The following is a 14,013-nucleotide window of genomic DNA, read 5'->3' as shown; positions in this document are numbered from 1 at the left end:
TTTAACTGAATCGATTGAAGATATAACAGAACAATTGACCTCGCTACGAAGCCTAATTAGGCATCATGAGTACTGTTATTATGTACTTGACACCCCAGAAATTCCCGATGTTGAATATGATAAATTAATAAAACAGCTACAAACATTAGAACAACAATATCCAGCTCTTATTACTCCCGATTCACCAACTCAACGGGTTGGTGGCACCCCATTAGAGCAATTTTCATCGATAAAGCATGAAATACCTATGCTATCACTTGATAACGTCTTTGATGATACTGGTTTTATTGCATTTAACAAACGTGTTAAAGATCGTCTTCATTTTAATGACAATGAACATGTTGAATATTGTTGTGAGCTCAAACTTGATGGACTTGCCGTCAGCCTACTTTATGAAAATGGGCACTTTATACAAGCCGCAACACGAGGCGATGGAACAACTGGCGAAGACATCACCGCAAATGTAAAAACCATAAAAATGATTCCGCTAATCTTAAAAGGTGACAATATCCCAACTCGATTAGAAGTGCGCGGTGAAGTATTTATGACACATAAAGGATTTGAAAAACTCAATTCAGACGCAGAAAAACGCAATGAAAAAATATTTGCCAATCCACGTAACGCAGCCGCTGGCTCATTAAGACAATTGGATCCTAAAATCACCGCTAAACGGCCTCTGACCTTTTTTTGTTACGGTGTAGGCATTGTCGAAGGTGTTGCATTACCTAACACTCATTATGATCGCTTAATGCAATTTAAAGCGTGGGGATTACCAGTGAGTGATAAAGTAGAAAAACGTCAAGGTGCACAAGCTGCTTTAGACTATTTTAAACAAATTGGTGAACAACGAATGTCATTAGATTTTGATATCGACGGAGTGGTCATCAAAGTCAATAGCATTGAACAACAAAATAAACTGGGCTTTGTTGCTCGTGCACCAAGATGGGCTACCGCATTTAAATTTCCCGCCCAAGAAGAAGTGACACAATTAAACAAAGTAGACTTTCAAGTTGGACGCACAGGAGCAATTACTCCCGTAGCCAGACTTAAACCTGTTTCAGTGGCGGGTGTTATTGTCAGCAATGCAACATTACATAATAGTGATGAAATTGCTCGATTAGGTATCCGTGAAGGTGACTATGTAACAATACGTCGAGCAGGTGATGTTATTCCTAAAATTGTTGCTGTTATATTAGATAAAAGACCCAAAAACACAAAAGAAATCATATTTCCAACGCACTGCCCAATTTGTGGCTCACAAATAGTTCGAGACGAAGGTCAAGCCGTTTCACGTTGTGCAGGAGGTCTAATTTGCCCAGCACAACGCAAAGAAGCCTTAAAGCACTTTGTTTCACGCCGAGCAATGAACGTAGATGGGATGGGTGATAAACTTATCGAGCAATTAGTTGATAAAGATTATGTTAAAACGCCTGTAGATTTATATAAACTAACACTGCCAATGCTATGTAGCTTAGATAAAGTTGGCGAAAAATCTGCTAATAATTTACTAAATGCACTAGAAGCATCTAAAAATACAACATTGAACCGCTTCATCTTTGCGCTTGGCATTCCCAATGTTGGTGAAGTTACAGCCGAGAATCTGGTTAACCAGCTTGGCAGTTTACCGGCGATTGAAAATGCCTCACTTGAACAGCTACAAACAGTAAATGACATTGGTGCCGTTATTGCAGAAAGCATTATAGACTTTTTCCAAGAACCGCATAATCGCGATGTTATTGAACAATTAACCAGCAATGAAATTGGCATTCACTGGCAAGATCTTAATCTACAAGAACAAAAATCTGACTCTAATTCACCTTTTTCAGGTAAAACTATAGTATTAACTGGTACTTTATCGGTTTTAACACGAGATGAAGCCAAAAACAAATTAAAGCAACTCGGTGCCAAAGTAACAGGTAGCGTATCAAAAAACACCGATCTAGTTATTGCTGGAGAAGCCGCTGGATCTAAACTAAATAAAGCCCAAGAACTGGGAATAAAAGTGATTGACGAGCAGGAAATGCTAAATTTAATTGCTCAATAAATATAAATTTTATTGTTGCTAATTAATAGGTTGATTAAAATAACGAGTATCAAAAAAACAAGGAGGATATTATGCCTTTATTAGATAGTTTTAAAGTTGATCATACAAAAATGAAAGCACCTTTTGTGCGAATTGCAAAAACAATGATAACCCCAAAAGGCGATGACATTACTGTGTTTGATCTTCGCTTTACTATTCCAAACAAAGACAATTTACCTGAAAAAGGGATTCATACATTAGAGCATTTATTTGCAGGATTTATGCGTGAGCATCTCAACAGTGATAAAATTGAAATCATCGATATCTCACCAATGGGATGCCGTACAGGATTTTACATGAGCTTAATTGGCAAACCCAACGAGGAATTAGTTGTTGATGCATGGCAAAAATCAATGCATGCAGTATTAGCTGTAAAATCACAAGACCAGATTCCTGAATTAAACGAATATCAGTGTGGTACTTATAAAATGCACTCATTAGATGAAGCCAAAGCCATTGCTGAACAAATTATAAAATCGGATATTGGCATATGTCATAATGATGAAATTGCATTGACGGATGAACAACTAGCTAAAATAAATAACTAGGAGCAAACTATGCCAAATGTCGTTATTGACTTTTTAGAAGGTCGTACAATAGAGCAAAAAAGAGAAATGGCAAAACGCGTCACTAATGCTATTGTTGAAACCCTCAACTGCAAGCCAGAAGCCGTACAAATTATCATGCACGAAATATCAAAAGATCAGATCGCTAATGGTGGCGTGCTGCGCAGTGATAAAGATTGATATTAACATTAAAAAATTATTGGTAAAACAGACAAGATCAATAAGTTAAAATCGCTCTTATATTACATTTTGTAAAAAAATCTCAAATATAAAACATTTGAGATTTTTTATTCTAACAACTTTTACTGTTTTATAAACATTCAATCATAAATGAATTGACCGCTATTTAACCAAATAGCTTAATGTTTACAATGACAGTGATGCAAATGAAGTAAGTGCCCCATCTTGCTTGCTTTTGTTTCTAAATAGTGTTCATTATTAGGATTTTCGCCAACTTCCAATGGCTCACGTTGCGTAATTTTAATTCCAGACTGTTCAAGCACTCTTATTTTTTCTGGATTGTTGGTTAATAAACGTATCTGAGATACACCTAATAACGTCAACATATCAGCACATAGAGTAAAATCACGTTCATCGGCTGCAAAACCCAACTTTTCATTGGCTTCAACAGTATCTAAACCTTGATCTTGTAACGCATAAGCCCTAATTTTATTTAGTAAACCTATATTACGTCCTTCTTGGCGATGGTAAATTAAAACACCTTTGCCTTCTTTTGCAATTTGTTTTAAAGCTGCCTCTAACTGAAAACCACAATCACAGCGTAAACTAAAAAGCGCATCGCCAGTTAAGCATTCAGAATGAATTCTTGTAAGAACTGGTGTATCATCGGATATATCACCGAATACTAATGCAGCATGATCCTTTTTTGTTGCAATTTCTTCAAATCCAACAATAGTAAAACATCCCCATGGCGTTGGCAGTTTTGCTTGTGCAACACGTTTTAATTGCATTATTGTCTCCGTTTTAAGTAAAACATAAAAAATATTTTATAAAAATAAATTTATCTTCTATGCTAAAATATTAAGCAAGATTATACTTAATTGAGTTTATAAATGGGTTTAGTAATAAAAAAAACAATAGCCATACTAGCTATTTTCTTGATTGCACCTTTAATTATTATAGCCATAAATTGGCATTGGCAACCAGCATCATTAAATAATACATCTAAATATTTATTCTTAATAACTGAAACAGCAAGCTTTCCTTGGGCAATAATTACATCGACAATTTTATTTTTAGTTTTTTGCCTATTACAGTCCAGTAAAACCAAAAATAAAATTATATTATTATGGTTGCTTCTTGTTAGCGCAATATTAAGTGGGCAAATAATTAAACACTTTTTAAAATTACAAACAACTGAACCAAGGCCTTATGTACTTTGGATGGAAAAAGAATTTAATATTAGTAAACAACAATTTTATTCACAAACGACATCAGAAAAAAAAGAGTTTATCCAGCAATTATTTAAAAATTCATCTACAATCCCAAGTTGGTTATCTTACCACTGGCAAAATGAAACTAGTTTTTCATTTCCGTCTGGGCATACTTTATTTGCTGTAACTTGGGCTTTTTTAGCTTTGCTATTACTGAAATTCAAACAGCATTATGTGATAACATCGGTTATGATTATTTGGTCGATATTAATTGAAATCAGCCGATTATTATTAGGAATGCACAGCCCTATTGATATAATAGCAAGCGTATTAATTGCATGGATAATTTCATTAATCTGCTGTTTTTGTAATAGAAAATGGCATATAGTAGAAAGGTAATTTTCGAACGTCACTATATTTGATAGATAGATTAACTGGCCAAAGCAATTTGTATAAATAAACAGGTATAATAAACAAAAACGTTTTAACTAAAAATAAAAAAGAAAGGTCAACATTATGAAATTTGTTATCTCAATTTTATTAATAATTATCATCTTTGCTATCTCAATTGCGATAGGCTCGTCCAATGATCAAATTGTCACATTTAATTATTTGGTTGCTAAAACTGAAATCCGCTTATCGGTGTTATTAGCCATTTTATTTGGTTCTGGTTTCCTTGTTGGTTGGATCTTAACTGGTATTTTCTTTATAAAATCTAAATTACAGCATTCATCAACAAAACGAAAACTGAACAAGCTACAAAAAAAATATGATGAAAGCATGGCTAATCATCAACAATTAAACTTAACTAAAAACCATTAAGAACAGATTACTATGTTTGAACTGTTATTTCTGTTACTTCCTATTGCGGCTGGATACGGTTGGTATATGGGTGACAGAAATGCTAAACAAAAACATCTAAACCAATCTAATCGCCTATCTCGTGAATATGTAGATGGGTTGAACTTTCTTTTGTCTAACCAAAAAGATAAAGCCGTCGATCTTTTCTTAGACATGTTAAAAGAAGACGAAGGCACGCTTGAAGCTCATTTAACATTAGGTAACTTATTTCGCTCACGGGGAGAAGTTGACAGAGCAATACGAATTCACCAAGCGCTATTAGAAAGCTCGTCTTTAACGTTTGAACAACGACTATTAGCCATTCAACAACTTGGTCGTGATTATATGGTTGCAGGTCTTTACGATCGTGCCGAAGAGATGTTTTTACAATTAATTGATGAAGAGGATTTCCAACAATACGCATTGCAACAACTTATCATCATCTATCAATCAACCAGCGAATGGATAAATGCCATTAACATGGCGTCAAAACTGGTCAAACTTGGTAATGAAAAATATAAAACCGACATTGCACAATTTTACTGCGAATTAGCATCACAGGCTATTGCTAATGATGAGCTTGACAAAGCAAATAGTTTATTACAAAAATCAGCAAACGCTGACACAAAATGCGCTCGAACTTCGCTCATGCAAGGGCGAATTTTTATGATCCAAGATAAAACAGAGCAGGCTATCAACTGTTTTCAACAAATATTACAGCAAGATAAAGCCTTTATTGGCGAAGCGTTACCTTTATTAAAAGAGTGCTATTTAAAATTAAATAACCAACATGAATTTCAGCAATTTTTACAATTATGTGTCGATCAAGACTCTGGCAGTGTAGCTGAATTAATGCTTGCCGATCTTATTGAAAAACAAAAAGGTCTAGATGCAGCACAATACTACATGTATCGTGAATTACTTAAACATCCTAACTTAAAAGGATTTTATCGATTAATGGATTATCATGTTGCTGATGCGGAACAAGGCAAAGCAAAACAAAGTCTTTTACTTTTACGCAACATGGTGGGAGAACAAATAAAAGCAGTGCCCAATTATCGATGCCAAAAGTGTGGATTTACAGTTAATTCCATTTATTGGTTATGCCCAGCTTGCCGTTCTTGGTCCACAATCAAACCCGTTCGTGATTTTGAACAACTTTCTGATAAATAAAAAGAGATCTTTATGTTTTTAATTGATTCCCACTGTCATTTGGATAGCTTGGATTTTAGTACTAAATCTATCGAAGATGTTTTACAAGAAGCAAACAACAACGATGTTAAACACTGCTTAAGCGTGGCAACAACATTATCGGGCTATGAATCGATGAAAAAGCAACTTTTGCCCTACAAAAATCAATGCTCGTTTTCATGTGGAATTCATCCGCTTAACCTTGATGATGAAACGTACGATGCGGAAAGATTTGAAATCTTAGCACAAGAAGACAACGTTGTAGCACTTGGAGAAACAGGGCTCGATTACTATTACCAACAAGACAACCTAGAATTACAACAAACTATATTTAAAGAACATATTCGACTAGGTCGAAAGTTCAGCAAACCAATTATTGTTCATACCCGTAATGCTAAACAAGACACTTTAAAAATATTAAAAGACGAGCATGTCTATTCAGGTGTACTACACTGCTTCACAGAAGACATCGAAACCGCAAAACAACTATTAGACATTGGTTTTTATATTTCATTTTCAGGGATTATAACCTTTAAAAATGCCGAAAATCTGCGAGAAGTTGCTAAATATGTACCGCTTGATCGTATTTTGGTCGAAACAGACTCTCCTTATCTTGCCCCTGTTCCATACCGAGGAAAAGAAAATCAACCCGCTTATGTTCGTGAAGTTGCACAATATTTATCTGTGTTAAAAGGTGTTTCATTGGAACAGATCGCACAAAAAACCACGTATAATTTTTGTCAATTATTCAATCTGCAAGGAAAATTAAATGAATTATAAATTAGCCATTGATTGGGATGATTTTTTAACAAATTATTGGCAAAAAAAGCCTGTAATCTTGCGTAAAGCGTTTGCTAATTTTATTGATCCTATTACGCCTGATGAACTAGCAGGTCTAGCAATGGAAGAAGAGATAGATAGCCGTATCGTATCGAATAAAAATGGTATCTGGGACGCGCAATTTGGGCCATTTACCCAATATGATGACTTAGGTGAAGATCATTGGAGCTTGCTAGTTCAAGCCGTTGATCATTGGCATACGCAAGCAGCGCGCTTAATTGAGCCATTTAAATGCCTTCCACAATGGCAATTTGATGACTTAATGATTTCTTATGCAACACAAGGCGCTGGCGTTGGACCACACATTGATAATTATGATGTCTTTATTATTCAAGGTATGGGGCGTAGACGTTGGCAAGTAGGTGATCGCAATCAAAATTATAAGCAATATAGTGCACACAAAGCATTACTGCATGTTGAAGACTATCAACCAATCATTGACGAAGAGATCACCGCTGGCGATATTTTATACATCCCCCTAGGTTGTCCACATAATGGCGTATCAATTGGTGAATCATTAAGTTATTCTGTCGGCTTTATAACGCAAACATCGCAAACATTGCTAAGTAACTTTGCCGATTATATCATTGATAACTTACCAACAGCTATTTATTATCAAGATAAAGATTTGAAGCTACCTGACGATCCGTACCGAATCCAACCTTATGAACTTGCAAAAATACAAGATCAACTCATCGACTTAATCAAAACACCCAAATTATTCAACGACTGGTTTGGTAAGCATATTACAATACCTATGCACGATTTAAATATTATCCCAGTTGAAACGCCATACGATTATTATGAATTTGAATCACTACTAAAAAATGGCGCACAGTTACATCGGGTTCCCAGTATTCGTATACTTAAAGTGGGTGATTTTGGCTACATTCATGGTGAAAAAATTGATTTACCTATGCCAATTATTGATCTGCTTTGTAAAACAGACACACTATGTTACCAACAGATACAAGACAAAAATACACTGCAAGTAATGCTTGATTTTGTCAACAAAGGCTATTGGTATTTTACTGAAGAATAACATAACTTATCCACCGATAATAAAATAGGTGGATAAAAATACAATTTAAAAGCTTTAAACTTGGCTTTTTATAAGTTTTAAGTATATACTTGCCCCGCTATAATTTACCTGCCGTTTAATCACAAATTAAACACCATAAAACACAAATTTTAAGTAACTATCTATTTTAATAACTAGAGGTAAACATGAAACCTGACGTAGACTTCGCCACGCAAGCTGAAAGTGAACACACAACCCCATATCAAAAGAAAACACTTTTTGCATCCACAGTAGGTTATGCACTGGATGGCATGGATATGATGATTTTAGCCGTCTGCTTTAACCTAATTTCAGTCAGTTTTAACCTAACAAAAACAGATTTAGGAACTTTAACATCAGTAACCTTACTTGGCGCAGTATTGGGTGGTATTTTATTTGGGGTGCTTGCAGATAAATATGGACGAGTAAAAGTCTTTTCATGGACAATTTTGATATTCTCCCTCTTTACTGGGTTATGTGCAATTTCACCTAACTATGAATGTTTTTTGATATTCCGTTTTTTAAGTGGGCTTGGACTTGGTGGCGAATTCGGCATTGGTATGACCTTAGTTTCTGAAAGCTGGCCTAAACATAAACGTTCAAGAGCCACATCAATTGTGGCATTAGGCTTTCAAGTCGGTATCATTTTGGCTGCACTAACGGTAAACTTTATTGGTGAAGTTTATGGTTGGCGCTGGGCGTTTGCCATGGGGGTTCTACCTGCTCTATTTGTTGCATGGACACGTAATGGATTAAAAGAGCCAGAAATATGGCAAAATCTAAAAAACCAAAACAAAAACCAAATTGCTATAGGTAAATTATTTAAAACTCCACGAACTACAGCAACAACACTAGGATTAACCATTGCTTGTGCTGTACAAAACTTCGGCTTTTATGGGCTGATGGTTTGGATGCCAAATATGATTGCAACAGAACTCAAATTACCGTTTAAAAACACCATGTTTTGGACCATTTCAACCACCATTGGCATGTCATTAGGGATCTTAATTTTTGGCTGGTTATGTGATAAATTTGGCCGTCGCCCTTCTTATATCCTATTTTTATTCATTTCAGCTGTTTCGATTTGGTTCTATTTCCATCAAACGGATATGTTGATATTAATCATATTTGGCTCAGTCATTGGCTTTTTTGTCAATGGCATGATGGGCGGATACGGTGCATTGCTTGCTGAACATTATCCAACTGATGCACGCTCAAGCGCCGAAAATATTATCTTCAACGTTGGGCGAGGTATCGCGGGAATATCCCAAGTGCTTATCGCTTATTTAGCCGAAATATACTCAACTAGCTATGCACTTGCATTACTTTCAGCGGCTTACTTATTATCAGCAGCTGCATTTGTCTTTTTAATACCTGAAACAAAAGGTAAAGCGCTAGAATAAATAGATAAATAAAAGACAGGGCGCTTGTTCTGTCTTTTATATCAGCGTTTATATCAACTTAACCTAATAATAACTAATCCTCGCCAAAATATGAGACTATACTCGCCGCTATAAATGCGTTATTAAGGTAATACGGATTTGGGTATTGCGCTAGTGATATCCAGCCATCAGCTCAATGTCGGCGAACCCGCTTATAATTGGTTTTATAGTGATCCGTATCTTGCAGTGATTGGATGTTTAAGTTGTTACCCACATCCATGTTGACTGTGTTGCCTTTTAATTGGCCGCCTATGATGTTAGTGTCGTTGCCCGTTTTGATGGTGAGTTTGTTTTTCGCATCAATCACGCTTTCTGTCCAAGCACTACCGTCCGCATTTTCTCGCTCTCGGCTAAAGTTGGCATTGCCTTTAAAGCGGAAGTTAGAGGATAATTACAACCAATTTTGTAAAAATAATTCAGGAGTCTATACCGTTTGTTTTGGTTTTGGTTTTTGTTTGATTGAGATTTGATATTGGATTATTGTTTAGTGTTTTGATGTTAATGTTTTATTAGATTTTTGTTTTATTGGAATTATAGTGTAAATACCCCCAAACTTAGTACACAACTCACGTAGAAAATTAAGCACCCTGTTTTAGTGTTTTGTATTCAATCGATGTCATGTTATTTAATGCCTCATGCAGTCTTTCGGTGTTATAAATGGTTAGCCATTCTTCGGTTACCTTTCTTGCTTGTTCTAGATTATTAAATAGATATAAATCGAGCACTTCAGTACGATAGGTACGGTTAAATCGTTCAATATAGCCATTTTGATAAGGGCTACCGGGCTAGATATAATCAATGGTTATACCATGTAATTTAGCCCAGTTGGTAAAGGTTTTTCCTGTAAATTCTGGCCCATTATCGACCCGTATTTTTAATGGATACCCATGATATTCGTCCAGTTTATCTAAGTAACAGGTAATCCTTCCTGCTGGTAAGCTTACTGCAATATCAATACCTAACGCCTCACGATAAAGTCATCGATGACATTGAATGTCCTAAAGCGACGTTGATTACGACTACTGTCACTCATAAAATCCATTGACCAACATTCACCTTGTTTATTGGGAGCCAATAACTTTTCTGGCTCCCGAGGTGGAATTCGTTGTTTTCGTTTTGTTTTAAGATTCAGTTTTAACTCACAATACACCCGATAAACACGTTTATGATTCCAACGATATCCCAGTTTTCTGATTCGGTTAAAACACTTAGGAAAGCCCCAGCGTAAATGCCGGTCTGTGATAGCATTCAACACCGAAACAATCACCGAATCATCCTGTAACTTAGCTTGATAATAGTAAGCACAACGGCTTAAGCCAACAATGGCACAACTCATAGCAATAGTAACCGAATGATTTTTTTTGTAGTTGCTGTGCTCACGTTTTACGTGCCTTGGTGGGCACTAAAGCTTTTTTATGATTTCTTCCTGAAGCTGGGATTTTAAGCTCAGTTCGGCAAACATCTGCTTAAGCTTGCGGTTTTCAACCTCCAGCTCCTTTAAGCATTTAATATCCGACGTTTCCATACCGCCGTATTTTTCTCGCCATTTATAGAAAGTTGAATTATCCATGCTCTATTTACGGCACAGTTCTTTAACGGGAATACCCGCTTCAGCTTCTTTTAAAATAGCGACGATTTGATGTTCAGTCATTTTTTTCATAATTAAATCCTCTTTACTTTTATCATAGAGAATTTTCTACTTTTTTGCTGTACTATTTTAGGGGATAGTTACATCTTTAGAAAGGAATTCTCAGTGAAGGGCTATAAATAATAATCTCTGTTGCCTTTTTTTTATCCTGCAAACTATAATTTAAAGCATACTCTTGTTGTACATAACCTTTGTACATTTCTATGATGTTTTCGTTATTATCATAAGAAACGATCCAGTTAAAATCCACAGAATCTAAAATATTTCTAACTTTTATATGATCATCATGTTGGTAAAAATTTCGATACAATCCTTGTCCTTTAACATAGTAGGGGGGATCCAAATAAACAATATCTTTAAATGTGATATTATTGTTTATTTCTAATAACCATTCTGCTGCATCTTTATTATGTATATGAATTCTATTGGAAACATCACCAATTTTTTTTATTTTTTTTATTAAGTTATGTTTATTAAATCTTGCATCAATTTTGTAATTTCCTTGCTGTTTTAGCCCTCCAATAACACCACCTTTCAATATTCCTGAGCGATTTGTACGATTTAGGAAAAATGTGGCAAATCCTAATTGAGTCATTGAGTAATTAAGTGGATCATTTAATATTTTCTTTTGTTTATGCCACTCATCAATAGACACTTCTGTATCATTTACTAATTGAATGAAAGCATCTGTATTTTCTGTTATTGATTTCCAAAAAGAATAAATTGCTAAATCTGCATCATTAATGTGAATATTTTTACAATAATCACTAAAAAGAAGTTTCAATGCAACGCCTGCACCACCAGCATAAACTTCATAATAATCGCCACCAGTAATTTGATTTGATTTGATTATGGACTCAATGTGAGGAGCAAATTTTGCTTTTCCTCCAGGATATCTTAGTGGTGAACTGTTATTTGTCATAAATGCTTTAGTTTATTGTTTAAATGACCATAATATATTAAAAATAATATTATGGCCACATCAAAGATAGAGTCAATTCTTATTTTCGCACATCAAAATGAGTGGTTCTGTAATCAACCAAACAGCTCTCAACATTTCTTTATCGGGTAAAATAAATTCGCCATGAGCATATCGATTTAAAGATTCTAGGCTATTCCAATTTGTGCTTTGATTATCAATGAATTTTTTTAAATCATACAAATATGCTTTATTACTAAACCAACTATCTCTTTTAGTTAAGGCATTTAAATTATCAGAAAGATTTTTAGTTCTTCCATTTTGATTAATACATTGATTTCTAGAGTTATGTATTTCAAATGTTCTCACAACAGCCAATTCTAATATTGTCCTTAACAATAATGCACTTGCATTTTTATGCATATCAATAATTATACCTTGAGCCTCCTCAATAAGAATATCTAATTTTTGTGATCCTGTATGGTAAGTCTTATTTTTAGGTATTAACATTTCGGGAAATTTTCTTTTCTTTTTTTCTTTTTTGTTAATAGGAGGTTCGTCTACATTTTGAGTATTCTCTGGCCCAAAATCAACCGCACCATTATCTTCAATATCATCAGGTATTGAATTGTAAATTTTATTAATATATTCCTCAATTTTTTCAACTTTATTCAGTTTTCTTGAGTCTATTTTTTTATCAATTATATCTCGAACAAAGTAGCTTATAAGATAATTAAATTTATTTTTGGATATTTGGGTTTGTAATTTTCCATCATTAATTTTAAAACCAGTTATTTGTTTAAATAAATTAGTATTAACCAATCTAGATAAATTAGTTAGGCTAAAATTAGTATTTAGAGCTTTTTCTTCTATATCAGTTGGCAAACCTAATTCGGTAAAATATCGATTTAAGTAGTATTCTTGCACAGAATCTTGAATCTCAGAGGGTTTCACATTAAATCTAGCAGCAATTTCTTCTATTGATTCCCCACTAGTTGCGCCAGCGCCAACAATAAAATTGTTTTTTTGCTGACGGTTCCATTGTAATTTTCCTTCTGCATGTAATTCAAATAACACATTTTGAGCATCAATCCTAGATGGTGCAACATATACTTCAACTTTATCTATAAGATCATTTCCTAATTTATTTTTTAATTTCTCAAACTTTCTTGTCAATTTAACAGATGGGGCTTGTGATGGGTTTAGTAAACATTTTAAAGCTGATATTCTTCGATTACCTTCAATAACAACATAAGAATCATTCTCTTTTGTTACATATATTGGTTCATGATTGATAAAGCCTTTACCTACTATCTTTTCAGCTAATTTTTCTATATCTTCATGTTCAAATAAATAAGAAAGAATATCTTTAGTTGTTTTTGTTGGTATGTAATATGGAATTCTGGGATTATTTTTATCTAGTTTCAGATTTGAAATAGATAGGGACAACCTTGCCCAAGACGAATAATCTATTCTAGCCATAAATATTCATTCCTTAATTTGTTGTTACTTTATATAGAAAATTATCATATTCTTTAATGATAGACTCAATACCATGTATAACCAAACATTTTCTTAAACATACCTCAAATATTTTTTAAACAATAATTCGCCTTAAAAAACAACTATACTAAGATAAAACCTAGCAAACAAAAAAACTAAAAAAGTAGCACCAAAAAATATAGGGATTGTATATTTGAATACTGGTTTAGGTGCAAACTTTAGCAGTAGAAAACTAATTAATAGGATAATAATTCAAATAAACTTTTTTAGCCATCCCCATGCCCTAAATCCATAGAAGTGAGGGCTAGGGCTTCTTTTTCAGTATAACCTTGTTTGATGTAGTGTTGAGTCATATCCTGAGCAAAGGCATATCTTAGACTATGGTGAAATTTTGCCTGTTAAGCCTATAGTGCTTTTTTGATTACGCCAATAGGTCATGGCTTGTTTTAGATTAGGTTTGGACAGGCTACACTAATTAGTACCAGTTTAATAAGGTCATTGTTATGATAACCAAAAAACAAAAGGAA

At 34.3% G+C, this 14,013-nt stretch carries 14 protein-coding genes and 3 pseudogenes; 9 read left to right on the top strand and 8 right to left on the bottom strand.

The genetic code is table 11. The features are described from left to right. Nucleotides 1-13 precede the first annotated feature (13 nt). The 3 genes from ligA to A9G47_RS05790 all read left to right on the top strand — a co-directional run bounded on the left by ligA (nt 14) and on the right by A9G47_RS05790 (nt 2,829). Nucleotides 14-2,044 carry an NAD-dependent DNA ligase LigA gene (gene ligA / locus A9G47_RS05800; protein ID WP_065642427.1) on the top strand — a complete coding sequence of 677 codons (2,031 nt, stop codon included), beginning with the start codon at nt 14-16 and terminating at the stop codon, nt 2,042-2,044. 71 nt (nt 2,045-2,115) lie between these two features. Next, nucleotides 2,116-2,631, top strand: coding sequence for an S-ribosylhomocysteine lyase (gene luxS, locus A9G47_RS05795; protein ID WP_065642405.1), 516 nt, complete (start codon nt 2,116-2,118; stop codon nt 2,629-2,631). A gap of 9 nt (nt 2,632-2,640) precedes the next feature. After that, on the top strand, nt 2,641-2,829 hold the full coding sequence (locus tag A9G47_RS05790) for a 2-hydroxymuconate tautomerase (RefSeq protein ID WP_065568141.1): 189 nt from the start codon (nt 2,641-2,643) through the stop codon (nt 2,827-2,829). Between the two features lie 179 nt (nt 2,830-3,008). Here the strand turns inward: A9G47_RS05790 and ribA are convergent, their stop codons facing one another. Then, complete coding sequence (gene ribA, locus A9G47_RS05785) at nt 3,009-3,620, bottom strand: GTP cyclohydrolase II (protein WP_065568142.1); 612 nt, start codon at nt 3,618-3,620, stop codon at nt 3,009-3,011. Between the two features lie 102 nt (nt 3,621-3,722). On the opposite strand from ribA, the gene A9G47_RS05780 reads away from it, so the two are divergent. The 6 genes from A9G47_RS05780 (at nt 3,723) to A9G47_RS05755 (ending at nt 9,377) form a co-directional block, all read left to right on the top strand. Then, nucleotides 3,723-4,442 carry a phosphatase PAP2 family protein gene (locus A9G47_RS05780; RefSeq protein WP_065568143.1) on the top strand — a complete coding sequence of 240 codons (720 nt, stop codon included), beginning with the start codon at nt 3,723-3,725 and terminating at the stop codon, nt 4,440-4,442. A 117-nt stretch (nt 4,443-4,559) separates the two neighbouring features. Further along, on the top strand, nt 4,560-4,865 hold the full coding sequence (locus A9G47_RS05775; protein WP_065568144.1) for a LapA family protein: 306 nt from the start codon (nt 4,560-4,562) through the stop codon (nt 4,863-4,865). A 12-nt stretch (nt 4,866-4,877) separates the two neighbouring features. Continuing rightward, nucleotides 4,878-6,056, top strand: a complete 1,179-nt coding sequence (gene lapB / locus A9G47_RS05770; RefSeq protein ID WP_065642404.1) for a lipopolysaccharide assembly protein LapB — start codon at nt 4,878-4,880, stop codon at nt 6,054-6,056. A gap of 12 nt (nt 6,057-6,068) precedes the next feature. Next, nucleotides 6,069-6,854 carry a YchF/TatD family DNA exonuclease gene (locus A9G47_RS05765; RefSeq protein ID WP_065642403.1) on the top strand — a complete coding sequence of 262 codons (786 nt, stop codon included), beginning with the start codon at nt 6,069-6,071 and terminating at the stop codon, nt 6,852-6,854. Beyond that, entirely contained in the window at nt 6,844-7,956 is a 1,113-nt protein-coding gene (locus A9G47_RS05760; RefSeq protein ID WP_065579979.1) for a ribosomal protein uL16 3-hydroxylase, read from the top strand. The genes A9G47_RS05765 and A9G47_RS05760 overlap by 11 nt, the downstream gene beginning before the upstream one ends. A gap of 185 nt (nt 7,957-8,141) precedes the next feature. Further along, nucleotides 8,142-9,377 carry an MFS transporter gene (locus tag A9G47_RS05755; RefSeq protein ID WP_065568148.1) on the top strand — a complete coding sequence of 412 codons (1,236 nt, stop codon included), beginning with the start codon at nt 8,142-8,144 and terminating at the stop codon, nt 9,375-9,377. A 172-nt stretch (nt 9,378-9,549) separates the two neighbouring features. On the opposite strand, the pseudogene A9G47_RS13585 reads toward A9G47_RS05755, so the two are convergent. The 7 genes and pseudogenes from A9G47_RS13585 to A9G47_RS14950 form a co-directional block, all read right to left on the bottom strand. Beyond that, a pseudogene (locus tag A9G47_RS13585) lies at nt 9,550-9,786 on the bottom strand (hemagglutinin repeat-containing protein); the annotation flags it as partial. A gap of 208 nt (nt 9,787-9,994) precedes the next feature. Then, a pseudogene (locus A9G47_RS13580) lies at nt 9,995-10,189 on the bottom strand (integrase core domain-containing protein); the annotation flags it as partial. Nucleotides 10,190-10,374: 185 nt separating this feature from the next. Beyond that, nucleotides 10,375-10,752: an IS3 family transposase gene (locus A9G47_RS13575; protein WP_081303547.1), complete on the bottom strand. Its 378-nt coding sequence runs from the start codon at nt 10,750-10,752 to the stop codon at nt 10,375-10,377. 66 nt (nt 10,753-10,818) lie between these two features. Continuing rightward, nucleotides 10,819-10,986 (bottom strand): transposase, encoded by a 168-nt coding sequence (locus A9G47_RS13960; RefSeq protein WP_141674820.1) that lies wholly within the window; start codon nt 10,984-10,986, stop codon nt 10,819-10,821. 166 nt (nt 10,987-11,152) lie between these two features. Next, nucleotides 11,153-11,986, bottom strand: a complete 834-nt coding sequence (locus tag A9G47_RS05740) for a DNA adenine methylase (RefSeq protein WP_065642402.1) — start codon at nt 11,984-11,986, stop codon at nt 11,153-11,155. Between the two features lie 72 nt (nt 11,987-12,058). Next, complete coding sequence (locus tag A9G47_RS05735; RefSeq protein ID WP_065642401.1) at nt 12,059-13,465, bottom strand: ParB N-terminal domain-containing protein; 1,407 nt, start codon at nt 13,463-13,465, stop codon at nt 12,059-12,061. Between the two features lie 287 nt (nt 13,466-13,752). Beyond that, nucleotides 13,753-13,951: pseudogene (locus A9G47_RS14950) on the bottom strand (integrase domain-containing protein); the annotation flags it as partial. Between the last annotated feature and the right edge of the window lie 62 nt (nt 13,952-14,013).

It is taken from the genome of Gilliamella sp. WF3-4 (assembly GCF_001690275.1).
GTDB lineage: Bacteria > Pseudomonadota > Gammaproteobacteria > Enterobacterales > Orbaceae > Gilliamella > Gilliamella apicola_C.
Note: the sequence above shows the minus strand (reverse complement) of the source record. Positions and strands in the feature narration are given on the sequence as shown.

Coding starts and splice junctions, on each gene's coding strand:
- luxS (WP_065642405.1), top strand. CDS start 2,116: ATGCCTTTATTAGATAGTTTTAAAGTTGATCATACAAAAATGAAAGCA.
- A9G47_RS05790 (WP_065568141.1), top strand. CDS start 2,641: ATGCCAAATGTCGTTATTGACTTTTTAGAAGGTCGTACAATAGAGCAA.
- ribA (WP_065568142.1), bottom strand. CDS start 3,620: ATGCAATTAAAACGTGTTGCACAAGCAAAACTGCCAACGCCATGGGGA.
- A9G47_RS05780 (WP_065568143.1), top strand. CDS start 3,723: ATGGGTTTAGTAATAAAAAAAACAATAGCCATACTAGCTATTTTCTTG.
- A9G47_RS05775 (WP_065568144.1), top strand. CDS start 4,560: ATGAAATTTGTTATCTCAATTTTATTAATAATTATCATCTTTGCTATC.
- lapB (WP_065642404.1), top strand. CDS start 4,878: ATGTTTGAACTGTTATTTCTGTTACTTCCTATTGCGGCTGGATACGGT.
- A9G47_RS05765 (WP_065642403.1), top strand. CDS start 6,069: ATGTTTTTAATTGATTCCCACTGTCATTTGGATAGCTTGGATTTTAGT.
- A9G47_RS05760 (WP_065579979.1), top strand. CDS start 6,844: ATGAATTATAAATTAGCCATTGATTGGGATGATTTTTTAACAAATTAT.
- A9G47_RS05755 (WP_065568148.1), top strand. CDS start 8,142: ATGAAACCTGACGTAGACTTCGCCACGCAAGCTGAAAGTGAACACACA.
- A9G47_RS13575 (WP_081303547.1), bottom strand. CDS start 10,752: ATGAGTTGTGCCATTGTTGGCTTAAGCCGTTGTGCTTACTATTATCAA.
- A9G47_RS13960 (WP_141674820.1), bottom strand. CDS start 10,986: ATGGATAATTCAACTTTCTATAAATGGCGAGAAAAATACGGCGGTATG.
- A9G47_RS05740 (WP_065642402.1), bottom strand. CDS start 11,986: ATGACAAATAACAGTTCACCACTAAGATATCCTGGAGGAAAAGCAAAA.
- A9G47_RS05735 (WP_065642401.1), bottom strand. CDS start 13,465: ATGGCTAGAATAGATTATTCGTCTTGGGCAAGGTTGTCCCTATCTATT.